18 protein-coding genes and 1 CRISPR repeat array are annotated in these 24225 nt (G+C 61.0%); of the genes, 10 read left to right on the forward strand and 8 right to left on the reverse strand.

The window, feature by feature from the left end; translation table 11 throughout:
- Positions 1 to 34 precede the first annotated feature (34 nt).
- The 10 genes from GGR38_RS14810 to GGR38_RS14855 all read left to right on the forward strand — a co-directional run bounded on the left by GGR38_RS14810 (position 35) and on the right by GGR38_RS14855 (position 15689).
- Entirely contained in the window at positions 35 to 2359 is a 2325-nt protein-coding gene (locus tag GGR38_RS14810) for a CRISPR-associated endonuclease Cas3'' (RefSeq protein WP_183626871.1), read from the forward strand.
- A 120-nt stretch (positions 2360 to 2479) separates the two neighbouring features.
- Positions 2480 to 3151: a type I-C CRISPR-associated protein Cas5c gene (gene cas5c, locus GGR38_RS14815; RefSeq protein WP_183626873.1), complete on the forward strand. Its 672-nt coding sequence runs from the start codon at positions 2480 to 2482 to the stop codon at positions 3149 to 3151.
- Positions 3148 to 4920, forward strand: coding sequence for a type I-C CRISPR-associated protein Cas8c/Csd1 (cas8c, locus tag GGR38_RS14820; protein ID WP_183626875.1), 1773 nt, complete (start codon positions 3148 to 3150; stop codon positions 4918 to 4920). The genes cas5c and cas8c overlap by 4 nt, the downstream gene beginning before the upstream one ends.
- The gene (cas7c, locus tag GGR38_RS14825) at positions 4920 to 5840 is read left to right on the forward strand and encodes a type I-C CRISPR-associated protein Cas7/Csd2 (protein ID WP_183626877.1); all 921 of its coding nucleotides are present in this window, start codon (positions 4920 to 4922) and stop codon (positions 5838 to 5840) included. Before cas8c ends, cas7c begins: the two co-directional genes overlap by 1 nt.
- 229 nt (positions 5841 to 6069) lie before the next feature.
- Positions 6070 to 6726, forward strand: a complete 657-nt coding sequence (cas4, locus tag GGR38_RS14830) for a CRISPR-associated protein Cas4 (protein WP_183627025.1) — start codon at positions 6070 to 6072, stop codon at positions 6724 to 6726.
- A 3-nt stretch (positions 6727 to 6729) separates the two neighbouring features.
- Complete coding sequence (gene cas1c / locus GGR38_RS14835) at positions 6730 to 7770, forward strand: type I-C CRISPR-associated endonuclease Cas1c (RefSeq protein ID WP_183626879.1); 1041 nt, start codon at positions 6730 to 6732, stop codon at positions 7768 to 7770.
- A 3-nt stretch (positions 7771 to 7773) separates the two neighbouring features.
- On the forward strand, positions 7774 to 8064 hold the full coding sequence (gene cas2 / locus GGR38_RS14840; RefSeq protein ID WP_183626881.1) for a CRISPR-associated endonuclease Cas2: 291 nt from the start codon (positions 7774 to 7776) through the stop codon (positions 8062 to 8064).
- A 188-nt stretch (positions 8065 to 8252) separates the two neighbouring features.
- A CRISPR array of direct repeats spans positions 8253 to 11995; the repeat unit is 32 nt; unit sequence GTCGCCCCTCACGCAGGGGCGTGGATCGAAAC.
- Positions 11996 to 12267: 272 nt separating this feature from the next.
- A complete protein-coding gene (locus GGR38_RS14845) occupies positions 12268 to 13335 on the forward strand; it encodes an endonuclease NucS domain-containing protein (protein WP_183626883.1) in 1068 nt (355 codons plus the stop codon).
- A 57-nt stretch (positions 13336 to 13392) separates the two neighbouring features.
- Entirely contained in the window at positions 13393 to 13890 is a 498-nt protein-coding gene (locus GGR38_RS14850; protein WP_183626885.1) for a hypothetical protein, read from the forward strand.
- Between the two features lie 1037 nt (positions 13891 to 14927).
- The gene (locus GGR38_RS14855; protein ID WP_183626887.1) at positions 14928 to 15689 is read left to right on the forward strand and encodes a hypothetical protein; all 762 of its coding nucleotides are present in this window, start codon (positions 14928 to 14930) and stop codon (positions 15687 to 15689) included.
- Between the two features lie 58 nt (positions 15690 to 15747).
- Here GGR38_RS14855 and GGR38_RS14860 read toward each other — a convergent pair whose 3' ends face one another.
- The 8 genes from GGR38_RS14860 to GGR38_RS14895 all read right to left on the reverse strand — a co-directional run bounded on the left by GGR38_RS14860 (position 15748) and on the right by GGR38_RS14895 (position 24127).
- Positions 15748 to 16197 carry a DUF1425 domain-containing protein gene (locus GGR38_RS14860; RefSeq protein WP_172342617.1) on the reverse strand — a complete coding sequence of 150 codons (450 nt, stop codon included), beginning with the start codon at positions 16195 to 16197 and terminating at the stop codon, positions 15748 to 15750.
- Positions 16198 to 16241: 44 nt separating this feature from the next.
- Entirely contained in the window at positions 16242 to 17483 is a 1242-nt protein-coding gene (locus GGR38_RS14865; RefSeq protein WP_183626889.1) for a COG3014 family protein, read from the reverse strand.
- Positions 17461 to 18105 carry a penicillin-binding protein activator LpoB gene (locus GGR38_RS14870; RefSeq protein WP_246404717.1) on the reverse strand — a complete coding sequence of 215 codons (645 nt, stop codon included), beginning with the start codon at positions 18103 to 18105 and terminating at the stop codon, positions 17461 to 17463. Before GGR38_RS14870 ends, GGR38_RS14865 begins: the two co-directional genes overlap by 23 nt.
- Positions 18106 to 18125: 20 nt before the next feature.
- The gene (locus GGR38_RS14875; protein ID WP_183626891.1) at positions 18126 to 18686 is read right to left on the reverse strand and encodes a hypothetical protein; all 561 of its coding nucleotides are present in this window, start codon (positions 18684 to 18686) and stop codon (positions 18126 to 18128) included.
- Between the two features lie 555 nt (positions 18687 to 19241).
- Complete coding sequence (locus GGR38_RS14880; RefSeq protein WP_183626893.1) at positions 19242 to 20162, reverse strand: Gfo/Idh/MocA family protein; 921 nt, start codon at positions 20160 to 20162, stop codon at positions 19242 to 19244.
- 3 nt (positions 20163 to 20165) lie between these two features.
- Positions 20166 to 21158 (reverse strand): AraD1 family protein, encoded by a 993-nt coding sequence (araD1, locus tag GGR38_RS14885; protein WP_183626895.1) that lies wholly within the window; start codon positions 21156 to 21158, stop codon positions 20166 to 20168.
- A gap of 51 nt (positions 21159 to 21209) precedes the next feature.
- Positions 21210 to 22736 carry an aldehyde dehydrogenase (NADP(+)) gene (locus tag GGR38_RS14890; protein WP_183626897.1) on the reverse strand — a complete coding sequence of 509 codons (1527 nt, stop codon included), beginning with the start codon at positions 22734 to 22736 and terminating at the stop codon, positions 21210 to 21212.
- A gap of 56 nt (positions 22737 to 22792) precedes the next feature.
- Positions 22793 to 24127 carry a sugar MFS transporter gene (locus GGR38_RS14895; RefSeq protein WP_183626899.1) on the reverse strand — a complete coding sequence of 445 codons (1335 nt, stop codon included), beginning with the start codon at positions 24125 to 24127 and terminating at the stop codon, positions 22793 to 22795.
- Between the last annotated feature and the right edge of the window lie 98 nt (positions 24128 to 24225).

The raw sequence follows: 24225 nt of genomic DNA on the forward strand, positions 1-24225 counted from the left end.
ATTTTAATGGCCATTGCTCGGAGTCTTAGCGGCGATGTTTTATGCGCATTCCAGACAGGGAGAACCAGAGGCATCGTGGGAACCTCTGGAACATCATCTGACCGCAGTAGGGAGCGCTGCGGAGCGGAAGGCCATGCCGTTCGGCGGCGGCCTGCTGGCGCGAACCATGGGGCTGCTGCATGACATTGGCAAATGCTCAGCCCAATATCAGGCCTATATTCGCAGGCCCGCAGTGGAAGGCGGCCCCAAAGGCCCGGATCACAGCACCGCCGGGGCCATCCGGGCTCGCGAGATCTATGGTTTGGCGGGGCACCTGATGGGGTTTGGCATAGCCGGACACCATAGCGGACTGATGAATGGCGGCGGCCACGAAGGTTCCAGCCTGAACTCCCGACTGGAGAAAGAGGTGGAGCCTCACGATGGCTGGGAGAACTATGCCATTGGCTTGCCCTCGCCTTCAGAGTTGAAGGCGGCGTTAAAAAAGCCGCAGATCAATCAGATCGAAAAGCATTTTTCGGTGCCATTCATGGCGCGGATGCTGTTTTCCTGCCTTGTGGATGCCGATTTCCTGGAAACAGAGGCCTTCTATGCGCGCGATGCCCGGCCTGAGCGCGGCGGCCATCTTTTGCCTGAACATTTGCAGAAATTGCGCAACTTTCTGGCCGGCCATCGCGCCGACAACACCGAAGTCAACCGGTTGCGCTCGCAGATTCTGGACCATGCCAATGCCAAGGCCAGCCTTGCGCCGGGCCTGTTCACGCTGACAGTACCGACGGGGGGCGGAAAAACGCTTACCTCGCTCAGCTTCGCGATGGAGCATGCCGCACGGCATGGCTTGCGCCGGGTGATCTATGTGATCCCGTTCACCTCGATCATTGAGCAAACGGCGGCGGTGTTTCGCGAGGAGGTCGGTCTGGGCGATGCCGTGCTGGAGCATCATGCCAGTTTCGACTGGGATCAACGACGCCCGCCCAGCGATGACAAGGAAGAAGAAGGCCCGAACGGCCTTGCCAAATTGCGCCGTGACGCGGAAAATTGGGATGCCCCGATCGTGGTGACCACGGCGGTGCAGTTTTTCGAGAGCCTGTTTGCCGCGCGCACCAGCAAGGCTCGCAAGCTGCATAATCTGGCGCAAAGTGTGATCGTGCTGGACGAGGCGCAATCGATCCCGGTGCATCTGCTGCGCCCCTGCATGGCGGCGATCGAGGAATTGGCGCGCAACTATGGCGCCAGCGTGATCCTCTGCACCGCGACCCAGCCTGCCTTGCGTATTCAGGACAAAGCCTTGCCGCGGCGCAAGGACGGCGAGACGGACGGCTTGCATATCCCCGATGAACGGGAATTGGCGCCCGCCCCCTCGGCGCTCTATCAAAAACTGAAACGAGTGCAGGTGGAATGGCTGCGCGATCCGGTTGATGACGAGGTCATTGCCGGACGCTTTGCCGAGCAGGCGCAGATGCTGTGCATCGTGAACAGCCGCGCCCATGCGCAGGCCTTGTTCACACGGATGCGCAGCGAGGATCTCCCCGGAGCGGTGCAACTCACCACATTGATGTGTGCGCAGCATCGGCGTGAAGTCCTGAAAGATTTGCGCGAGGCGCTGAAAGCCGGACAGCCCGTCCGGCTTGTCTCGACCAGCCTGATCGAGGCCGGTGTGGACATCAGCTTTCCCGAAGTGTGGCGCGCAGCGGCGGGCCTGTTCAGCGTGGCGCAGGCCGCGGGACGCTGCAACCGCAGCGGAGAATTGGGCGCTCTGGGCGAAGCCTTCGGGCGCACGGTGCTGTTCGAATCCTCCCAACACAAAACCCCACCGATCCTTGAGTCCTTCTATCAACCAGCTCGCACCGTTTTGCGCAAGGATTGGGATGACCCACTTGGGCTGGAGGCCGTAAGGGAATATTACCGAGAGCTCTATTGGCAAAAGGGGGACGATGCGCTGGATGCAGCCAAGATGCTGAACGGCACCCGCTATCCCATCCTTCCCGCTCTGGCCGACACATCGCGGGCGATGGACTGGCCCTTCGCCGACATCGCAGAAGCCTTCCGCATGATCGATGATCTGATGGACCCGGTGATCATCCCTTTCGATGGCGAGGTTTCCCATGACATTGACGCGTTGCGAGATCCAAACGCGCCATTCCCTCCCGCCGGGGTGACGCGCCGCTTGCAGCGCTATGTCGTGCCGGTGCCTGCGCGGGTCCGGGCGGCGATGATCGCCCTTGGCGCGGTGCAACTGATCAAGCCGGAGGAATATGGTGATCGCTTTGCCGTGTTGGCCAATGAGAGCCTTTATGATCCGCAAGCAGGATTGCGGCTGGATGACCCGACCTGGCGCACAGCAGAAAACAACGTCATTTGATGGGCGTCAATGGATGAGAATATAAATTACTTGAACAAATCCAATTGCGCGACCACTTTGCTGTCAAACAGGGTGTAAGCGGAAGAAATTTTGGATTCCTTGCTTGATTTAGGGGCAAAAATGGCGGTTCGATTGCATGTGTGGGGTGAGCGGGCCTGCTTCACCCGCCCGGAACTCAAAGTCGAGCGTGTCAGCTATGATGTAATAACGCCTTCCGCCGCGCGGGGCATTCTGGAGGCCGTGCATTGGAAACCGGCCATTCGCTGGCATATTGACCGTATCCATGTGCTGAAACCGATCCGCTTTCAGTCCTTCCGTCGCAATGAGGTGGGCGCCAAGGCCAGCGCGGCCAATGCCACCAGTGCGATGAAACGGGGCACGACCCAGGGGCTTGGCCTGATCGTCGATGAAAATCGCCAGCAGCGCGCCACGCTGGCGCTGGTCGACGTGGCCTATGTGATCGAGGCACATTTTACCATGACTGACCGCGCCGGGCCAGAGGACAGCGCCGCCAAGCATATCTCGATGTTCAACCGCCGGGCTGAACAGGGACAATGCTTCCACCGCCCCTGCCTTGGCACGCGGGAGTTCGACGCGGAATTCGCGCTGGTGCCGGAGGGGGCGCCTTTGCCCACCTGCGATCTGGCACCCGAGAAACGCCATGCCGATTTCGGCTGGATGCTGCACGACGTAGACTTTGCCAATGGCAACACTTCGCGCTTCTATCGGGCGGTGATGGTAGATGGCGTGATTGATGTGAACGCCTGCCTGGCCGAGGGAGCCGCGCGATGACCATTCTTCAGGCGCTGGATGGCTATTACCACCGCCTTGCCCAGCGCGGCGAGGTGACCGCGCCGGGGTGGAGCCCGGAAAAGTTTGGCTGGTGCATTGTTCTGGATGCCGATGGTGCGCCAGTCGACGTTTATGACCTGCACGACACTTCCGGGAAAAAACCCAAGCCGAAGCTCTATTCCGTTCCGGCTGCGGTAAAACGGACCGTTGGTATTTCTGCCAACTTTTTGTGGGACAAAACAGCCTATGTGTTGGGCCGCACAGCGGGGGAAGGCAAGCGGACGGCCCAAGAGCATGCAGCCTTTGTCGACATGCATATCGAACGTCTGGCAGGGCAAAAGGATGCGGGGCTGAAGGCCTTGCTCAGCTTCTTGCAGAACTGGCAACCTGAACGTTTCGACGAAGCGCCATTCCGGCCCGAAATGCTTGATGCCAACATCCTGTTCCGGCTGGAAGGCGAACGCGGTTTTATCCATGAGCGTGCTGCCGCCCGCGCTCTGGTTGAAGCGGCCAAAGATGGGGCCAAGGCCGAAGGCATCTCATGCCTGGTTACGGGAAAGCAAGCCCTGCTCGCCCGCCTGCACCCCACCATCAAGGGGGTGGAGGGCGCGCAATCATCAGGGGCAGCGTTGGTATCGTTCAACCTTGATGCCTTCACCTCACTGGGAAAGGATCAGGGGGCCAATGCCCCAACCAGCGAGATTGCCGCTTTCCGTTATGGAACCGCCCTGAACCATATGCTCACGCGCGATGGGCCAAACAGGGTGAGGCGCCCTATCGGCGATGCCACGGTGGTATTCTGGGCGGATGCCAGCAATGCCGAAGCGGCAGAAGATGCGGAAGATCTGTTTGGCGATGCGCTGGACCCGCCCACCGATGCCGAAGAGGCGGGCAAGATCGGCTCCTTGCTTGATGCGCTGGCGCAAGGTCGCCCACTGGAGAAATTGCGCCCCAGGTTCACACCGGGCACGCGCTTTCATGTGCTGGGCCTCTCGCCCAATGCCGCGCGGCTTTCGGTGCGGTTCTGGCTGGCCGATGATTTCGAGGTCTTCGCCCGCCATCTGGGCGATCACTATCGGGATATGCACATCGAGCCGCGCCCGCGTGGCTGGTCAGGCGCGCCGAGCGTCAACTGGCTGCTGATGAAAACCACGGCGCTCGGCGAGAAATTCGAGAATATCCCGCCGTTGCTGGCTGGCGAGGTGATGCGCTCGGTTCTGACCGGCGCGCGCTATCCGCAAAGCTGGCTAGCAGCGGCCATCATCCGTTTGCGCGCGGGCGATGATCCGCTGTCCGGTTGGCACGTATCTGTCATCCGTGCGGTGCTAACCCGTGATCATCGCAAAAAATTCCAGAAGGAGGACGTGCCTGTGAGTCTGGCGCCTGACGAACCGAACAAGGCCTATCAACTGGGGCGGCTGTTTGCTGTACTGGAAAACGCGCAGCGCTTGGCCCTGGGCAAGATCAATGCCACCATCCGTGACCGCTATTTCGGGGCAGCTTCAGCCACGCCCGCCAGCGTTTTTCCCTTGCTGCTGCGCGGGGCGCAAAATCACCTCGCCCGCTTGCGCAAGGACGGCAAGGACAAATGGATCGAGCGTGAGATCGAGGACATCCTCGACAGGTTGACACTCGATTTGCCGCGCTCGCTGCCGCTGGCCGAGCAGGGGCGTTTTGCGGTCGGCTATTACCACCAGCGCAAGGAACAATTCAAAGGCCGTCCCGAAGAGGCTGGCCACGATGATAATGGTGCAGAAGGGGACGATTGATGAGCACGCCTGTAACCAACCGCTATGAATTCGTCCTGTTTTTCGATGTGACGAACGGCAACCCCAACGGCGATCCTGATGCGGGCAACATGCCCCGCCTCGACCCCGAAACCAATCAGGGGCTGGTGTCGGATGTGGCCATGAAGCGCAAGGTGCGTAATTATGTCGCTTTTGCCTCCGACAATCGCATTTATATGTCCGAGGGCGCGACGCTCAATTTGCAGCATGACGAGGCGTGGAAAGCTGTCATGCCCGGTGTAAGCAAGGCCGAAGAGAAGAAAAAGCTGCCCAAGGACGAGGCCAAGGCCCGCGAGCTGACGGCATGGATGTGCGCCAATTTCTGGGACATCCGCACTTTTGGCGCGGTGATGTCGACCGGGGTCAATGCCGGGCAGGTGCGCGGCCCAGTGCAGTTTTCGTTTGCCCGTTCGGTAGAGCCAATCCTGCCGTTGGAAATCTCGATCACCCGCATGGCCGCCACCACCGAAAAGGATGCCGAGGATAAGGGCGGCCGCACCATGGGGCGCAAGCATATCGTGCCCTACGGTCTCTACCGCGCGCATGGCTATGTGTCGGCCCCGCTGGCCTCGCATGCCACCAAGGGCACCGGCTTTTCCGAGGATGACCTCGAACTGCTGTGGCAAGCGCTGGAGCAGATGTTTGATCATGACCGCTCGGCAGCGCGTGGAGAAATGGCCACGCGCAAGCTGATCCTGTTCCGCCACGAAAGCGCGCTGGGCAATGCGCGGGCGCAAAGCCTGTTTGATCGGGTGACGGTGCAGCGGGTCTATCAGGGCGCGCCCTACGAGATCGGCAGCGAGGGCACCGGCAATCTGCCCCCTGCCCGCCAATGGCAGGACTACCAGGTCTTGATCGACCGCGGCGGCCTGACGGGTGGGGTGGAGATCATCGAGCGGTAAGAGAAGTTGGCTTCGGGGTTAGCGCCCGAAGCCCCTCTATTTTCACCCCAAAGGTAAAGGGAGTTTCAATCCACGCCTAAAGCATAGGCGACAGCTATAAGGGTTCCCACTCGACGCTGAGGGCGAAGTTTCCAACCGAAATTTTCAACTTCCAACCGCGCTTTCGCATTTCGCTGATCCATGCCTTGAAAACCAGCCCAATAGTTATAGGGAGAAGCCTGATTTGTCAATGCACACTCCCGACCCTGCTGCCGAGGACGGGCTCGTCCCGCTCTCGGCCTTGCAGCATTATCTGTTCTGCCCTCGCCAATGCGCGCTCATTCATGTCGAGCAGGTGTGGGCAGAAGATGGTGCCACCGCCGAGGGGCGCATCATGCATGACCGCGTAGACAACGGCCCGCCCGACAGGCGTGCAGGGGTTCGCACGGTGCGCGGCATGGCGATCCGGTCGATGGCCTTGGGCGTGGCGGGCAAGGCTGATGCGGTGGAGTTTCATGGCAAGGGCGCCGATGCCGTGCCCTATCCAGTGGAATACAAGCGCGGACGCCCCAAGGCCCACAGGGCGGACGAGGTGCAGCTCTGTGCGCAGGCGATATGTCTGGAAGAGATGTTCGGCGTTTCCGTGCCTGAGGGTGCGCTGTTTTATGGCGAAACACGCCGCCGGTTTGTTGTCGATTTCGATGCGGAATTGCGCAGCCTGACCGCCGGAACTGCTCAATCCGCGCGTGCGATGATTGCCGCGGCGATTACCCCCTCGCCCCACTACCAGCTCTCATGCAAACATTGTTCACTGCAAGATCTGTGCGTGCCGCGCTCGCTTGAAAAGCCGCCCTCAGTGTCGGCCTGGTTGGCGCGCCAGCTCAACGCCAGCCTGGGGCAGGATTAGCCTATGCGCAAATTGCTCAACACCATCTATGTCACCAGCGAGGATGCCTGGCTGCGCAAGGATCGCGAAAATCTGGTGATCGAGGTTCAGGGCGTGGAGCGCGGCCGAGTGCCGCTCCACATGATGGAAGGCCTTGTGTGTTTCAGCAGGGCGGGCGCATCGCCATCGGTGATGGCGGCCTGTGCGGAAGCCGGGATTGGTCTGTCCTTTCTTACGCCGAATGGGCGGTTTCAGGCGCGGGTCGAGGGGCAGCGCAGCGGCAATGTTCTGCTGCGGCGCACGCAATATCGCGTGGCCGATGATGCCGCGCGGGTCTTGCCGGTGGTGCGGGGCATCGTCGCCGGCAAGGCGGCCAATCAGCGCACGGTTGTGATGCGGGCACTGCGCGACCATGCGGTGAAAATGCCTGAAGAGGCGCGGGACGCGCTGCTAGCGGTCGAACGCCAATTATCCCATGCCGCCCGCCGCACTCTGGCGGCCAGCGATGTGGCCGAGTTACGCGGGATCGAGGGCGATTGCGCAAGGCTCTACTTCTCAGTGTTCAATCACCTGATTCGGCACGATGATGCAGCCTTCGCCTTTGTCGGGCGTTCGCGCCGCCCGCCGCTTGATCGGGTCAATGCGCTGCTGTCGTTTCTGTATGCCATACTCGGGCATGATTGTCGCTCGGCCCTGGAGGCGGTGGGCCTCGATCCGCAGGTCGGCCTATTGCATGCTGATCGACCGGGCCGGGCCAGTCTGGCGCTCGATCTGATGGAGGAAATGCGCCCGGTGTTGGCCGATCGGCTGGCGCTCAGCCTGATCAATCGAAGGCAGATTGCCGCCAGTGACTTCCTTGTCGAGGATGGCGGCGCGGTGCGGATGAGCGACGATGCCCGCAAGGCGATGCTGGTTGCCTGGCAGGAACGCAAGAAAGAGGAACTGCGCCATCCTTTCCTTGGCGAGGCCCTGTCGCTGGGGCTGGTGGTGCATATACAGGCGCAATTACTGGCGCGCCATTTGCGCGGGGATCTCGACGGATACCCGCCCTTCATTTGGAAATAAGCGATGTTAGTTCTGGTGACATATGATGTGAATACGCAGGATGCCGAGGGGCGACGGCGCTTGCGTCGTGTGGCCAAGGCCTGTCAGGACTTTGGCCAGAGAGTGCAGAATTCGGTGTTTGAGTGTGAGGTCGATCCGGCGCGTTGGGCGATGCTGCGGGCAAGTCTCATCGCGGAAATCGATGCCCGGAAAGACAGTTTGCGGTTTTATCAGCTTGGCGCCTCGGGTAAACGGCGGGTCGAGCATGTGGGGGCAAAGCCTGCCTTGGATCTTGAAGGCCCGCTGGTGTTCTGACCGGGCAGACCATGCGCGAACCCCAAGCTGTGGGCAAAATGCCGGGAGGATCGCGCGAAAATAAGTTACTTCTTATCAATATCTTGACTTGTTTAATTGGATGATTGCTGTGGCGAGGCGTGGCAAAAGCCGTGCTTCGCGCGAAGCGGCTATATTCTCCTTCTTTCTCATCGTGTAACAGCAACCCTGTCGCCCCTCACGCAGGGGCGTGGATCGAAACCGCCACGGTCCATTTGCAAATCGTGGAGATAGTCAGTCGCCCCTCACGCAGGGGCGTGGATCGAAACGAGAGCGGGATGCTTGGAGCGCGGCAACAGTGGGAAGTCGCCCCTCACGCAGGGGCGTGGATCGAAACCATGGTATTCGGGGCCTATGACCGCGCAATTCCCGTCGCCCCTCACGCAGGGGCGTGGATCGAAACCCACATAGCGCTCTTGCAGTTCCACGACGATCTGGCGTCGCCCCTCACGCAGGGGCGTGGATCGAAACATTCTTGGAGCCAGTGCCCTCCATCAGCCCAAGGGTCGCCCCTCACGCAGGGGCGTGGATCGAAACGCTTATGCGTCCGCATGATGTCGATTGTTTGTTGTCGCCCCTCACGCAGGGGCGTGGATCGAAACATATTTGACAGCCCTGCCGCCTGCATGATGGCTAGTCGCCCCTCACGCAGGGGCGTGGATCGAAACCCGTTCAAGATGATGGATTTTTCGAAGGTGTGATGTCGCCCCTCACGCAGGGGCGTGGATCGAAACATCTCTTCGTCGCGCTGCCATTTGGCCAACAGTCGCCCCTCACGCAGGGGCGTGGATCGAAACATTGATCCTGCGCGCCCGCGCGGCTCAGGCCACGCGTCGCCCCTCACGCAGGGGCGTGGATCGAAACGCCACCCCCGCTGCAATTAGGGCTTGGGCGTCCGCGTCGCCCCTCACGCAGGGGCGTGGATCGAAACCTTGGCCGCGTGGCGCAGTACCCGGATGGCACCTGTCGCCCCTCACGCAGGGGCGTGGATCGAAACATGGATGATCCTCGGTCGGCACGATGGACAGGTGGTCGCCCCTCACGCAGGGGCGTGGATCGAAACAATGCCTCGCCGCAGCGGTCCTCCATCCAGCTGCGGTCGCCCCTCACGCAGGGGCGTGGATCGAAACATAGTCGGCATGAAGCGGTGCTAGGCGCAGCAGGGGTCGCCCCTCACGCAGGGGCGTGGATCGAAACCATGAGATAAGCCCGCAGCGGCTCTCCATTCGCCGTCGCCCCTCACGCAGGGGCGTGGATCGAAACTGCTCTGCGCCATGCTGGTCGCTAGCAAGCGCTCGTCGCCCCTCACGCAGGGGCGTGGATCGAAACAAGCCCTGCCTGATTGATGATCGCCCGCGCTCTGGTCGCCCCTCACGCAGGGGCGTGGATCGAAACTCCGATGGTAAGGGAGGGGCCGCGCGCGACGCGGGTCGCCCCTCACGCAGGGGCGTGGATCGAAACACAAAATGGCGGAAAATGTGGTCGGGGAGACAAGGTCGCCCCTCACGCAGGGGCGTGGATCGAAACCATTCGCGCGCGCTCTTCTGCGCTGATCGCGGGCCGTCGCCCCTCACGCAGGGGCGTGGATCGAAACATGATACTTGCCGATCCGCACCGGCTGTCCATAGGTCGCCCCTCACGCAGGGGCGTGGATCGAAACAGGATCAAAGCGAACCGTCACACGCTGGCCAAGAAGTCGCCCCTCACGCAGGGGCGTGGATCGAAACTTGCACGACCAGACCGGCAACCGGCGCTATTGGAGTCGCCCCTCACGCAGGGGCGTGGATCGAAACCACGCATTACGAGGATGGCCGCCCGGTCAAGATGGTCGCCCCTCACGCAGGGGCGTGGATCGAAACACCAAAACGTCGTATCGCTTAGCGCGTATACAAGTCGTCGCCCCTCACGCAGGGGCGTGGATCGAAACGCGGCAATGGCGGTGGCAAGCTGCGCTGCGGTGGTGTCGCCCCTCACGCAGGGGCGTGGATCGAAACATGGGCTGCAGGCTGACAACGCAACGCTGGTTCAGGTCGCCCCTCACGCAGGGGCGTGGATCGAAACCATCAGCGCTTGGTCATGGCGGCATCGTTGTTGGGTCGCCCCTCACGCAGGTGCGTGGATCGAAACAGCACAGTGGCGAACCAGAAGCCGCCAAAGCCGGTGTCGCCCCTCACGCAGGGGCGTGGATCGAAACTCCCATCATCGGCGCTAAGGGATCTGCGCCGCGAGTCGCCCCTCACGCAGGGGCGTGGATCGAAACATGGCATCGACCTCACAAGCAAGAGGATCAGGCGGTCGCCCCTCACGCAGGGGCGTGGATCGAAACTCCGATGCCCAATCCCGCGCGGGTGTCGGTTGTGGTCGCCCCTCACGCAGGGGCGTGGATCGAAACCGCGTAGCCTACGCATTGCCCCGGATGACCCGCATGTCGCCCCTCACGCAGGGGCGTGGATCGAAACTACAACATGCCCGATGAAGTGGAGGACGACGAATGTCGCCCCTCACGCAGGGGCGTGGATCGAAACACGCCAAATGCTGGCAGTCGAATATCTCATGCGGCGTCGCCCCTCACGCAGGGGCGTGGATCGAAACTGCGCGGCTCCCTGCAATCAGCGTGGGCTTGTTGTCGCCCCTCACGCAGGGGCGTGGATCGAAACAGCGCCACCGATCTGCGTAACGAATACGCGATCCAGTCGCCCCTCACGCAGGGGCGTGGATCGAAACAAGAAGGAATCGGTGCTGCTGATCCCCGGCACGTGTCGCCCCTCACGCAGGGGCGTGGATCGAAACCTCGCGGGTCATGCCCTGAGCGATGTCGAGCGCAGGTCGCCCCTCACGCAGGGGCGTGGATCGAAACATGCATCTGCCAGACCGGACATTGTGTTATATGGCGTCGCCCCTCACGCAGGGGCGTGGATCGAAACCATCATCGGCTGCGATCTTTACGGCCAAAACTTCGTCGCCCCTCACGCAGGGGCGTGGATCGAAACAGAGCCGCCGCCCGCAGCGCCGCCTGCGATGGCTTGTCGCCCCTCACGCAGGGGCGTGGATCGAAACGCTGGGAGTCGGTGATGTGTCCCGCAGCGTGGCAGTCGCCCCTCACGCAGGGGCGTGGATCGAAACAGGAAACGGATGCGGCAGCGACATACTACCTCGCGTCGCCCCTCACGCAGGGGCGTGGATCGAAACTGGCGCACAATTGCACCGTCTATGTGAACGAGAGGTCGCCCCTCACGCAGGGGCGTGGATCGAAACGCGCTCGTCCAGCCCTTGCGAGCCGAATACCGATGTCGCCCCTCACGCAGGGGCGTGGATCGAAACTACCGCGAGAGCCGCAGGCGCCGCGCGGGCCGCGGTCGCCCCTCACGCAGGGGCGTGGATCGAAACCTCGCTGATTGCGATACCTCGACCAGCTGGACCGTCGCCCCTCACGCAGGGGCGTGGATCGAAACCAGTTAAAGCTCGTGACTACGCCGGGGCGCAACTGTCGCCCCTCACGCAGGGGCGTGGATCGAAACACGGCTGACCAGCTCAGGGCGATGCCCGGCCTCGTCGCCCCTCACGCAGGGGCGTGGATCGAAACCTCCATTTCGAAGGGAGGTGATCAAGCTGTTGCAGTCGCCCCTCACGCAGGGGCGTGGATCGAAACTGGATCGCGATCAGCGTGGCGGTGGCCTGATCGGGTCGCCCCTCACGCAGGGGCGTGGATCGAAACCATATAGACCATGGCGCTTTCGCCGGTCTGGAAAGTCGCCCCTCACGCAGGGGCGTGGATCGAAACGACGTGTTTGTCACGCCGCCCGATGGCGGCAAGCGTCGCCCCTCACGCAGGGGCGTGGATCGAAACCCTTGAGAGGGATGCATTTCCCATGTTGGGCGCCGTAGCCCCTCACGCAGGGGCGTGGATCGAAACACATAGGACAGGATCGGTATCGTGGCCTTGCCGCCCGTCGCACCTCAAGCAGGGCGTGGATCGCCAAAACAGGACGTTCATCAGCGCGGATGGGAAGAACCGCCTTTGGTCGGGTGCTTCCGGTTTGCCGTCATGGAATTGCCCGCCCTCAAAGTTGCCATTCAAGCAACAAGGTTGTGCCGTCCGAAGCCGACGTACATTCACGTTTCGCAATTATCGCTATCAAAATACCTCTAGGTCAGTTAGTTGAACGCTCAAGCGAGGGAATGTTGATGAGCGAAGTTATCTCGGCCGATGCGCTCGGCCGGCTGCGTGCGGCCAAAGCTTTGATGCAAAAGGACACCGCAATTCGCGATATTCTTGAATCACGTGACAGTGTGATTGACCGTTATGGCCCACAATTCAGGCCAGGCGCAATTGAGCATGTAGAGGAAGAGGTACTGCGCTCTTTTCTGCTTATCGAGAACAACAAGCATTGGTCCGGCCTTTTCCGCCAAAGTAACCGGATTTGCGCCAATATGGCCATGACGCGCTCTGCGCTGAGTGAACTGGTTGATGAGACGCGCCCAATCGAGGAGCGAACTCGGGCAGCGACTGAGGTCAAAGGCCTCGGTAAGGGCATCATAACCGCGATCCTGATCGTGGCCTACCCTGACAGATATGGGGTGTGGAACAACACTTCAGAAAGCGGGCTTGTTAATCTTGGCCTGCTTCCGGAGTGGCCTCGCGGAGCCAGTTTTGGTGTACGTTATGCCGCCATCAACGCCGTGCTTACCACACTGGCTAGAGAGCTGGAAATCGACCTTTGGACGCTTGATACCATTTGGTGGTATCTCTCGAACAATGAGGATGCCGATGCCAGCTACGAGGAATCCGTACCAATCACGGAAATTCGCACCACCCGGGCAGCTACCCGGTTTGCGATAGAGCGGCATCTTCAAGACTATTTATTCGATAATTGGTCTAAACTTGATTTAGCCAAGGACTGGGAGCTCTTTGATCGCGGTGAAGAACCAGACGCAGGCTACGAGTTTGTGACGCCCATTGGCAGAATAGACCTCCTTGCCCGGCATAGGCGGGAACCACGTTGGCTGGTGATTGAACTCAAGCGCGATAAGTCGTCTGACGCTGTTGTTGGCCAAATCCTGCGCTACATAGGCTGGATTAAAGCTCATCTCGCCAAGCCCGGCGAAGGCGTAGAGGGCTTGGTTATTGCCGCCCACGGTGACGACAAGCTTCATTATGCGCTGAGTACCTTGCCGTCAGTGTCATTCAAAAGCTACGAAGTCGAATTCCGCCTCAATGAAGGGCCATCTTTTGAGCGGTTTGCACGTCCATAGCTTATTGGCATGGCGCCACGAAGCTGCCACACAGCAAAAACTTTCGAGTATAGGCTGATGGATTTTTCAACAAAGACCGATCGCCAAATTGATCAATGGATTGCGAATCATGAGACTAGCCAGGCAACTGATGCGCCACTCTATAAAACTTTGCTTATAGAACGTGTCGGGCGCGCGCAATTAAAGCAAAAAATGAGCTTCGATCTTTCTCTCGAACATTTGAAAATCGCGGCGATTGAACAACGTTGCACGACCTACGGCGCGCTTGCTGCAGCTAGCGGTGTCGAATGGTCGAAGGCACGACACCAGATGAATGGTGTCAACGGGCATCTCGATCGACTTCTCGATCTTTGTCACGTGAAGGGTTTGCCGCTGCTAACAGCGATCTGCGTTAATCAAGGCGGGATTTTGGATGGTGAGCTCGGCGAGGACGCGCTGGCAGGATTTGCCAATGGAGCAAGGCGGCTTGGTATTGCTGTCGGAGATCCTCTAAGCTTCCATCATACCTGTCGTGATGCGTGTTGGGTCTGGGGGCGAACAGCCACAAATAGTTAGCGCCGAAGCCTGCCGTTCTCCACTCTTCGAACTGTCGGCCGAGTCGCCGGCGCGTGTCGTCAGCCGTTTGGTAGAATCCGAATGACCGCTGTTCCCCGAAATGGACGTTCGTTCCAGCACAAACGAACGTCGTGATCTGGTCGCGACCTGCCGGTTACCGGACAGTCCGGAACTGAGGATCCGAACCTGGTGCCTGAATGGCGACAAAGGGTCGGACCCGGAAGCGGACACCAACGCATCCGAGTGTCCGCTATTCCATTTGTGCGGCTGTAACCTGCCGTTCCGGACCTTCCACCAGCATGGGCATTCAGGGGACAAGTTTGCCGCTGGTGAACGAAGGGCAGCTCGGGCCAATCCAGGCCCCGGAGGAGACTTACCGATTCGTCCGCACAAGCCGACGATATAAACTTTTACCCCTTCTCCGAGGAATCAGGATGCGACTCATGAATCATACCACCTAACAAAACCTACCTATAAAAGTTCGCATTCCCCGGACACGAACCCAACGTCCTTTTCTCTAAGGGGGTATAAATGAGGGTATGTCAGACTTTCAATTGCATAAATTATACATTTTTATAGATAGTTAAGCCTATCTATTCGAGTGTGTCATCGCCACCATTCCCCAAATCGTTGAAGGCAGATGGCTGCTGTCCTGAAGTGGGATATCAGAGCCGTTGGTGCGCCGATCATCCGTCGGGCTCAGACCGATCGGGACGCCTTGTGCAGAGCAGGGTGCATGACGGCGGGCCAAAGACCGGGCGCTATTCTGCCTTCGAAATCAATCCACAAACCGGCAACCGCATCAAATCCATGAAACCATGCGCCCGGACACTGTCATTCTGCGCTCCATAAGGCTAAAGCATCAGGGCAGGTCTAGCATATTTTTAGTTGTACGGACTTTCCTGCAATTTATAGTAAAGTTTTACGGGGCGGCACATCGACCTTTATGATTGCGCAGAGATTCGCAGTCGGTCGATAATATTGGGTTTCACGGGATGACTATCAGCACGGTTCGATTCAAAAAATTTGCACTTTCCATGGCTCTGGTGATGGGCGGCACCAGCCTGATGGCGCAGGAGGTTGATCGCAGCGGCAATCGCATGGGCATGCCCGAGGTGGCGGCAGCGCCCCGGCCGGTCGATCCCCGCGCCTCCGGCCGCTTTGTCGCCGGCAATTTTCAGCGCTGGTACGCAGCGCATGGCAAGCCCAGCATTCTGGTGTTCTGGAACCGCGAATTGGGCGAAGACAGCGTTTCGCGCTATTCATTGCAGACCAGTTCGAGCGGATCGCGGTCCGGCGACAGTCAGAATTTCTCTTATGAAACCAACACCGAAGTCGGCGTTAAACGCCAGTCGGGCGGGCTGGCCACCGATCTGACCGGAGTGCCGATGCAAAGGGTCGAAGGCGCGTTCATGAGCGAGTTTCTGCATGCAGGCGGGCGGTTGCTGGACCGTAATGCCCTGATGCGCTCGCTCAGCACCAAGGTTTCGGCCCAGACGCGCGACGATGTGCAATATCTTGAAACGCTGGCCCTTAAACAGGGCGTGACCTATCTGGTCGAAATCGTGCCGAACGAAACTGACAATGGCACAACCGATCTGGCCATGTCGGTCAAGATCAAGCATTTGCCCAGCTCGGCCTTGGTCGCGCAATTCGTTTCGAGCGCCACGCCGCCGTCCGGACCCACAAGGTATGAGGCGCGCGGCAACCGCTATGTGGCGGTGCAGGATCAGAATATCACGCCCGAAGGCATCGGCCGCCAACTGGCCGGCGATGTGATGCGCGAACTGGCGCGCTGACGCAAAAAGGGGAGCGGGCGCATCGGCTCCCGCTCCCCTTTTTCATTGAGCCAGTCGATCAGCGAGCCTGACGGATCTCGACATAATACTGGCGCGAGGTCATGTTGGTCGAAACGGTCTTGTACACGGTCACACCCTGCGGCGGCAGGTTGACCCGGCTCCACGACTGCGCCGCATCGCTGGGCGCGCCCGAGGCGTCATACCAACTCGAACGAACCTCCAGCATCAACGGCACATCGACCTTGTTGCGGATTTCGACTGAAAGGCGCGAAAAACCTGTTTCCGAGGGCGAGACAGTGACATTCTCAATGTCCAGCGCGGACGCCACCTTGGTGCCCGAACGGTTCTTGTAATGGGCCAGCGTGGGATCGACCACCCGCACCGAATTGAGCGCGGGACGGATCTGATTCTGATTATCGATGCGGACGCCGCCTTCGGTGCCTTCGTTGCAACCCGAAAGCGTCGCCATCAGGGCCAAAGCCAGCCCGCCCTTCACAAACATTTTCATCGGCCTTGCTCCTAGTTTAACCCATTGCTTTATTGTGTAAAACCCTATCGGGAACGCACCAGCGCCATTTTGCCGTTCTTGCCCGAAGGTTCGAGAGCGAGTTCCTTTTCCACGCCCGCCGGTGTGCCGTCAGGATTGCGGAATTGCGCCACCAGTTTGGCCCCGGCGGCCTTTTTCGAATTAAGCGTCAGAATATGGATGCCATCAGGCAGCGAGCTCCACGTGCGCGTATCGGCCGTGGGCTTGGCATTGGCCGCGATCAGCGCGATCACGCCGCCCACCGCCCCCATGCCCACGCCGACATCGCCCGCTATCCGCCCAACGCTGGAATCATGCAGGATCGTGTTGCTCTGCGCCACGCTGCTGACCGTCAGCGCGATATCCGCCCCCTTCAACAGCGTCGAGCCGACAGCATTGCTGGTGTTGACGAATTCGACCTTGCCGTTGAGGATCTTGTCAATCTGGCGCGCGCCGCGTGTGTTGGCCTGCCAATAGACGTCCTCCATCGGATAGAAGGGCGCTTCGCCCCCCGCGCCCATCAGCACCGCGCTGCTTTCGGTAAAACCCTTGCCCCGCTTGTAAACAAAATAGGCATGGGCCGCGCCATCGCCCAGCTTGCGCGGGGCCGATCCGGTTTCGGCAATGATCAGCGTATCGTCATCCTTGCCGATGCCGGGGAAGCCCGAACGCAGCTTGGCCAGTCGCTCCAGCGTTTCATCGCGCAACGCATAATCGTGGTTGAGATGCGATGCCCATGCCTCAAGAAACAGCATGATGGCGAAATCGCACTGAAACTGTTCTTCCTCGGCAAAGGCGTCCTGCATCTGCCCCTGACGGAAGGCGGCGCGCGCATTTTCATAATCGCCCGCGCGCAGATACAGCAGGCCGCGGTAGTAATAGACCATGACCCGTTCGTAGGGCTCGCCCTTGAACGGTTTCACCGATTCCGAATACCACAGGCTGCGCGCCTTTTGGGCCGCCGCATTGTTGTTATAGACCGATTCAATGCGCAAAATCGCATCGTCGAGCATAACCCGCGAACGGTCGATGTCGCCCTGCCAGAAAGACCGGGCGCCCACCTCCATCTCGTTGAGCACGCGGTTGCGCTCGCCCTCTTTGTCGATGCGCGCTTCATACATCTCGGCATTGCCCGAGGGCGGGACAACGCCCAGCCCCTGAGCCGCAGCAAACGAGGGAGCCAGCAGCAGCAAGGCCCCTGCTCCCATCGCTTTTTTCAGGCCGAGATGTCGTCCGCTCCGCCGATCAGCGGTAAACGACACCACCATCGCCAGCCTCTTTCTTGAATTCGAAAATATTCGACCAGATGATGTTCGAATATTCCATATCCACCATGCGGAACATGATCTGGGTATAGCGCGAACGCTGCCCATTGGCGGTGTTGACCGCATCGCGCGTGCTGATGCGCCCGGTCAGGGCATAGTCGACACCGGCCACGGCGGCGGTCTGCCCCGTGGTGCCCTTGTCGACCAGCCCCTTGCGCTTCATGTCGCGCTCGGCCTGGATGTCTTCCAGATCCTCGCGGCTGATGAACATCACCCGGCCCTGCGCCGCCCGGTTCAGACCGACAAGGATCCGATCGGTGATCAGCGCCTTGTCGATGATTTCCGAACTCTGGTTCTTGAAGCTGCTCGGATCGACCAGTACGCGCGGCGGTGTCTTGGCGTTGAGCAGCGCGGGAACCGTCAGCAGGTCGCGCACCATCTGGTCGGCCATCGCGATGATGTCCTGCGATTCGGTGCCCACGCCCCGCACATCGCCCGAGGAATCGGTGGGGCGATAGACACTTGCCGGCGGCTTGGGCGCGGCCAGCGCCACGCCCGGCACGGACAGCAGACCGCAGGACAGGGCGAAAGTCGCGATACGACCAGATTTTGTGATTGCCATCATGATGCTCCGATTATTCCCGATTACTTCTTCTGGGCGTGCTGAAGCGCGCTCTGGTAACGGTCCTTCAGCTCGGGGTAAATCGAATAGGTCGCATCGAGGATCTTGTTATACTCGGCGTGAGTCGAATATTTGGCATAGACAAAGACCAGCATCGCATCGCCATTGTCAAACGACAGGTCCGAGCTGCTCTTGAGAAAAGCTTCGCCGCCGATCGACTTGAGCGCGATGGCGCGACCGGCCGAATTGCCCAGCGATTTGCCCAAAAAGCCGCCGACAAAAGGCACCTGGCTGAGCGCCTGCTGGCCCGCATACTGGCCTGCCGCGCTGCCGATGGCGCCGCCCGCGCCCACCTTCATCGCCTTCGTCACCCATTCCGCCGTCACCCCGTCCGAGGTGAAGGGCGACATATACTTGCCCGAATTGCCATCAATCGGCGAAGGCGCGACAAGCGTGTCGGCAGCGGGCAGCTTGGGCGCGCCAAGCGAACCGAGCAGACCGGCCTGGGCCGGCTGCGAGGCGACGGTGAGCGAACCGGCAACAGCCAGCCCGGCAATAGCAAATGCCTTGAGAATAATACGCATGGAACCCCCTTAACCATTCGAAGGCGCATATTCGGCGCCGCACATGCCCCCGTGCGGTGGATCGCAGATATGACCTTGGCGTTCAGCTAAGGATAATTCTTGACCGCGTCTAGGTAAAATAGATGTATAACCGTATAGTTTATCCACGAAAGCGGCGCGAATTTCGTCACACAACGGCACATAGAAAAATAACTTGTTTATTTACATGAATTTACCAATGCACTTTATCAATCACCCAAAGATAACCACAAGCGCTGATTTCCGTCATCCTTATACATCTAAACCAAATGGCCAATTGCCCAATTCGGATATCAGTCAATCCAACCAAAATCCGGCGACCGTAAAAGTATCCCAATAGGTCTGATCTTGCCGTCATTGCGAAAATCATGAAAACATTCACGATTCCTTTACAGACAAACGCGCCGAAAGCATGGGCGGGCAAGCAACGCGCCCGCACCGCAGACATGGAAAGGGGCGCCCTTCCCATCGGAAAAGCGCCCCTTTCGGCCAATGGCCCCCGCCCCACCCCAGTGTGACGGCGAAGGACCAAACCGCTTATTCGATAAACGGCTCCACCGCGCGCATGTGGCCGCGCAGGAAAGCGTCCGCCACATGGCGCAGCGGGGCAATATCAACATCGCTCTGCCCCCCGGCGACCAGCGCGGCAAAACGGGCATAGAGTTCGGGATATTCCCTGTCCTCATCCTCGCGGACGCCTTCGGGCAGGGTCAGCACCGATCCGCCCTTGGCCAGCTTCAACTCGCCATCGTCGGTCTGGATGATGATGTCCCAGCTCTGCGGACCGGTCTGGCGGAAATCCAGATCCATGTGGATCGGCGTGCCCGCGCTGTCGGTAAAGCTCAGATCGGCCGCAATCGGCGCCTGACAGTTCGAGGGCATCTCCAGCGTGGCCTCGGTCAGAAAGAAAGGACGCGGCAGGATATGCGTGGCGATGGAGAGAGCATTGATGCCCGGATCGAACACGCCCAATCCGCCCGCCTGCCAGATCCACGCCTGCCCCGGATGCCAGACGCGGACATCCTCGCGCCAGATGATCCGAACGTCGCGAATGCTGCGCCCGGCCAGCCATGCCCGCGCGGGTTCCACCCCAGCGGCATAGCGCGAATGCCATGAGGCAAACAGCGTCACCCCCGCCTCATCGGCCATGGCACGCAAGGATTCCACCTCGGCCAAAGTCGCGCCGGGCGGCTTTTCGAGGAACACATGCAGCTTGTGCTGCAAAGCCTTGACCGCCAAGCCGTATCGCACCTGCGGCGGGGTGCAGAGGGCCACCGCATCGACCGTAATGCCCGATGCCAACAGATCATCCAGATCGGCAAACCACGGCACCGACAATTCCGGGTCATGGCGGCTGACCGTAGCGACCAGTTCATAGGCCGGATTGGCGGCAATGGCGGGCAAATGCTGATCGCGGGCGATCTTGCCCACGCCGATGACGGCGATGCGGATGGCCATGGCTCAGAGCACCTTTACCGAGACAGTTTCCGCCGCCGCGATGGCAAGGCGGTTGCGCAGCGGCAAGGTAAAGGGCGCAGCGCTGATTTCAAACTCGTCGCCGGGGTTGGTGCGCACTTCGTCCGAGAAGGACAGCGTGGCTGTGCCGAAGAAATGCACATGCACATCGCCCGCGCGGCGGAACAGGCCATATTTGAAATGGTGCTGCTCCAAATTGCCGATGCTGTGCGACATATTCGCCTCGCCCGACAGGAAGGGCTTTTCCCAAAGCACTTCGCCATCGCGCAGGATGCGGCTGGTCCCGCGAATGTCCTCCGGCACTTCGCCGATCAGCAATTCCGCGCCAAGCGCCGCCACGCGCAGCTTGGAATGGGCCAGCCACAGGTAATTGTGGCGCTCGGTCACATGGTCGGAAAATTCATTGGCCAGCGCGAGGCCAAGGCGAAAGGGCGTGCCATCCAGGCCGACGATATAAACGCCCGCCAGTTCAGGCTCCTCGCCGCCATCCTGCGCAAAGGCGGGGCTGAGCAGGTCATCACCGGGGCCGACAAGCTGCGAACCATCGCCCTTGTAGAACCATTCGGGCTGCTGGCCGGTCTGGCCCGCCTCGGGCTTGCCGCCCTCGACGCCCTCAAGGAACATGCGCATCGAATCGGTCAGCTTTTCGCCCGCGGCAGCGGCGGCATGCATCTTGTTGCGGCCTTCCGCCGAACCCAGATGCGTAAGGCCCGTGCCGGTCATCCACAGATGCGCCGGGTCTTCATGGTCGATCGGGGCCAGCAGGCGACCGGCAGCCAGTTCGGCGGCAATATCCACCGCCGCGCCCTTACCGGCGGCCTCAGCCGCCGCCGCCAGCGAATGCCCCGCGGCAATCGCACGCTGCGCCAGTTCGCGGGTGGAGGCCACGCCGTTCAGGAACCATGCCTGATCCCCATCGGCCAGAATAACGGAACGCGCGCCATCTTCGGCGCGATGTTGCAAAAGGCGCTGGGCCATCGTCAAAACTCCTTGCCCCGCCGGGATGCTCCGGCGGGGTGAATGCCAAAATCAGAGTGTCAGCACGCCATCGATCAGACGCGGCGCGCCATCGCCGCGCGCATCATCGCGCAATTCGGCGGGCAGCAGCGCAGGCGCGATGTTCTGATAGCTGACCGGGCGCAGGAAACGGTCAATGGCCATGCTGCCCACCGAGGTCGTGCGCGGATCGCTGGTGGCCGGGAAAGGCCCGCCGTGGACCATCGCATGGCACACTTCGACGCCCGTGGGCCAGCCATTGGCGAGAATGCGGCCCACCTTGCGCTCCAGCACCGGCAGGACGGTGGCGGCCAGATCAGCGTCGGCCTCGTCCATATGCAGCGTGGCGGTCAATTGCCCTTCCAGCCCCTTCAGAACCGCCGTCAGTTCCGCCGCATCGGCGCAGCGCACGAGGATCGAGGACGCGCCAAACACCTCATGCGCCAGCGCCGGATTGGCAAGGAAAGCCGCAGCCGTGGTCTGGAACAAGATCGCGCCGCAAGCGGTGCCTTCGCCCGGTTCGCCCGCCGCCAGTTGTTCCACGCCATCTGCGCCTGCCAGAGCGGCGGTGCCGCTGCGATAGGCATTGCCGATGCCCGTGGTCAGCATGGTCTGCGCGGGGGCCTGCGCCACGGCGCCGGTGGCGGCGGCGACGAATGCGTCCAGCCCCTCGCCCTCAATCGCCAGCAGCAGGCCGGGATTGGTGCAGAACTGGCCCGCGCCCATGGTCAGCGAACCGACAAAAGCGGTGCCCAGCGCCGCGCCGCGAGCCTTCAAGGCTTCGGGCATCAGCAGGACGGGGTTGATGCTGCTCATTTCGGCATAGACCGGGATCGGCACGGGGCGCGAGGCAGCCAGATTGGCCAGCGCCAGACCGCCAGCGCGCGAACCGGTAAAGCCCACCGCCGCAATGCGCGGATCGGTGACCAAGGCCGCGCCCAGTTCGTTCGACGGGCCGACCAGATGGCCGAACACGCCCGCAGGCAAGCCGCAGGCCGCAACCGCCTTGGCAATGGCCGAGGCGACCAGAGCGCCAGTTTCGGGATGCGCCGGATGGCCCTTGACCACCACCGGGCAACCGGCAGCCAGCGCCGAGGCCGTGTCGCCGCCAGCGGTCGAGAAAGCGAGCGGGAAGTTGGAGGCGCCAAACACCGCCACCGGCCCCACCGGGATCATGCGCAGGCGCAGATCGGGGCGCGGCAAAGGAGCGCGATCAGGCAGAGCGGGATCAATGCGCAATTGCTGCCATGCACCGGCGCGCACCACGCCCGCGAACAGGCGAAGCTGACCCATCGTACGACCGCGTTCGCCCTCAAGGCGGGCGCGAGGCAGACCGCTCTCGCGCATCGCCGCCACGATCAGATCGTCGCCAAGGGCAAGGATTTCATCGGCGATGGTTTCGAGGAAGGCGGCGCGCGCCTCGCGGGTGGTGGCGCGATAGGCGTCAAACGCAGCATCGGCGGCGGCGCATGCCGCCTCGACCTGCGCCAGACCATCGACCGTATAGGCCGGACCCGATGCCTGCCCGGTGGCGGCATCAATCGAACGAAATTCAGTCATCGAAAACTCCACATTGCACTCCCGACCACTCGCTGATGCGTTTAGTCAGAGTAAAATCATTCCACCTCTAAATCAGGCAGGGCATGGGTGGGGCGCGAACCCCAGACCGCGTAGAACAGGGTGTAAAGCTCGCAAACGGCGGTCAGGATGAAGGAGGTCTGCAGCCCGTAACGGTCGGCCAGCCAGCCCTGCACCGCCACCAGCGCCCCGCCCGCAATCGCCATGATCAGCAGGCCCGAACCTTCCTCGGTCAGCGGGCCAAGGCCACGAATGCCGAGGGTAAAGATCGTGGGAAACATGATTGAATGGAACAGGCCGACCAGGATCAGCGACCACATCGCCACCGGACCGGAGGACACAACCGTGATGCTCATCACCACAAAGGCGCCGATCGAGAATACCGCCAGCACGATCCCGGCATCGACCTTCTGCATGATGGCCGAACCGATGAACCGGCCCACCATCATCCCGCCCCACAACAGCGTGAGATAGCGCCCGGCCTGTTCGGTGGTCATGCCGCCGATGTCGGGGCGGCTGATGAAATTGATGAAGAGATTGCCGACCCCGATTTCCGCGATCAGATAAATAAAGATCGCCGGAACCCCCAGCACCAGATTGCGATGCTGCCACAGGGGATGATTCCAGAAACGGCTCCAGAGCGAACCTTCGGCGGTCGCTTCCTTGACCCGGCGATTGGCAGCGCCGATGGCGGGCAAGGGAAAGCGCGCGATCACAATCGCCAGCACCGTCAGCACCACCGCGACAATGCCATAGGGCAGGATCACCGAATGCGCGTCGGCCAGACGTTCAGCCTGTGTCAGCACCGTGCCCGCCGCCGCCGTGCCGCCCTTGGACCGGCCAAGGATCAGCCATGCGCCAAACATCGGCGCCAGCATCGTGCCTGCCGAATTCATCGCCTGCACCAGATTGAGGCGCGAGGAGGCGGTTTCAGCAGGACCGATCACCGCGACATAGGGATTGGCCGCGACCTGAAGCAGGGTGATCCCGCTGGCGATCACGAAAAGCATGGCCAGCGTGATGCCATAGGAAGGGATCGAGGCCGCCACCATCATGCCGACCGCCCCGCCCGCCATGATCAGCAGACCCGTGACCAGCGATTTCTGATAGCCGATCCGCTCGATCAGCATGGCGGCGGGGATCGAGGCGAAGAAATAGGCGATGAACCAGACCGATTCGATCAGCGCCGCCTGAAAATAGCTCAGCTCAAACACGCTGCGCAGATGGGGCAGCAGCGTGCCGTTGATGACCGTGATAAAGCCCCACATGAAAAACAGCGTGGCCAGCAGCGACAGCGCGCGACCATAATGGCCATGACTATGGGACACATCCGTCGCGGCGAAACTCGCACTCGAACCTACAGGGGGGGCCATCTCGATCCTCTCAAAAGCCGGCCGCTTGCCTTTTGCACGGCATAGCAGCTTGCGCTCATCATATTTGTCGGACTATAGAGAGCGCGCGGCCGCGTCAA

Source organism: Novosphingobium sediminicola (assembly GCF_014196525.1).
Taxonomy (GTDB): domain Bacteria; phylum Pseudomonadota; class Alphaproteobacteria; order Sphingomonadales; family Sphingomonadaceae; genus Novosphingobium; species Novosphingobium sediminicola.

Excerpts from the sequence above, each read along its gene's own strand:
- GGR38_RS14875 (WP_183626891.1), bottom strand. The coding sequence starts at position 18,686 with ATGCGTATTATTCTCAAGGCATTTGCTATTGCCGGGCTGGCTGTTGCC.
- araD1 (WP_183626895.1), bottom strand. The coding sequence starts at position 21,158 with ATGGCCCAGCGCCTTTTGCAACATCGCGCCGAAGATGGCGCGCGTTCC.
- GGR38_RS14860 (WP_172342617.1), bottom strand. The coding sequence starts at position 16,197 with ATGAAAATGTTTGTGAAGGGCGGGCTGGCTTTGGCCCTGATGGCGACG.
- cas5c (WP_183626873.1), top strand. The coding sequence starts at position 2,480 with ATGGCGGTTCGATTGCATGTGTGGGGTGAGCGGGCCTGCTTCACCCGC.
- GGR38_RS14865 (WP_183626889.1), bottom strand. The coding sequence starts at position 17,483 with ATGGTGGTGTCGTTTACCGCTGATCGGCGGAGCGGACGACATCTCGGC.
- cas2 (WP_183626881.1), top strand. The coding sequence starts at position 7,774 with ATGTTAGTTCTGGTGACATATGATGTGAATACGCAGGATGCCGAGGGG.
- cas4 (WP_183627025.1), top strand. The coding sequence starts at position 6,070 with ATGCACACTCCCGACCCTGCTGCCGAGGACGGGCTCGTCCCGCTCTCG.
- cas1c (WP_183626879.1), top strand. The coding sequence starts at position 6,730 with ATGCGCAAATTGCTCAACACCATCTATGTCACCAGCGAGGATGCCTGG.
- cas7c (WP_183626877.1), top strand. The coding sequence starts at position 4,920 with ATGAGCACGCCTGTAACCAACCGCTATGAATTCGTCCTGTTTTTCGAT.
- GGR38_RS14850 (WP_183626885.1), top strand. The coding sequence starts at position 13,393 with ATGGATTTTTCAACAAAGACCGATCGCCAAATTGATCAATGGATTGCG.
- GGR38_RS14870 (WP_246404717.1), bottom strand. The coding sequence starts at position 18,105 with ATGATGGCAATCACAAAATCTGGTCGTATCGCGACTTTCGCCCTGTCC.
- GGR38_RS14855 (WP_183626887.1), top strand. The coding sequence starts at position 14,928 with ATGGCTCTGGTGATGGGCGGCACCAGCCTGATGGCGCAGGAGGTTGAT.
- GGR38_RS14810 (WP_183626871.1), top strand. The coding sequence starts at position 35 with ATGTTTTATGCGCATTCCAGACAGGGAGAACCAGAGGCATCGTGGGAA.
- GGR38_RS14890 (WP_183626897.1), bottom strand. The coding sequence starts at position 22,736 with ATGACTGAATTTCGTTCGATTGATGCCGCCACCGGGCAGGCATCGGGT.
- GGR38_RS14845 (WP_183626883.1), top strand. The coding sequence starts at position 12,268 with ATGAGCGAAGTTATCTCGGCCGATGCGCTCGGCCGGCTGCGTGCGGCC.
- cas8c (WP_183626875.1), top strand. The coding sequence starts at position 3,148 with ATGACCATTCTTCAGGCGCTGGATGGCTATTACCACCGCCTTGCCCAG.
- GGR38_RS14880 (WP_183626893.1), bottom strand. The coding sequence starts at position 20,162 with ATGGCCATCCGCATCGCCGTCATCGGCGTGGGCAAGATCGCCCGCGAT.
- GGR38_RS14895 (WP_183626899.1), bottom strand. The coding sequence starts at position 24,127 with ATGGCCCCCCCTGTAGGTTCGAGTGCGAGTTTCGCCGCGACGGATGTG.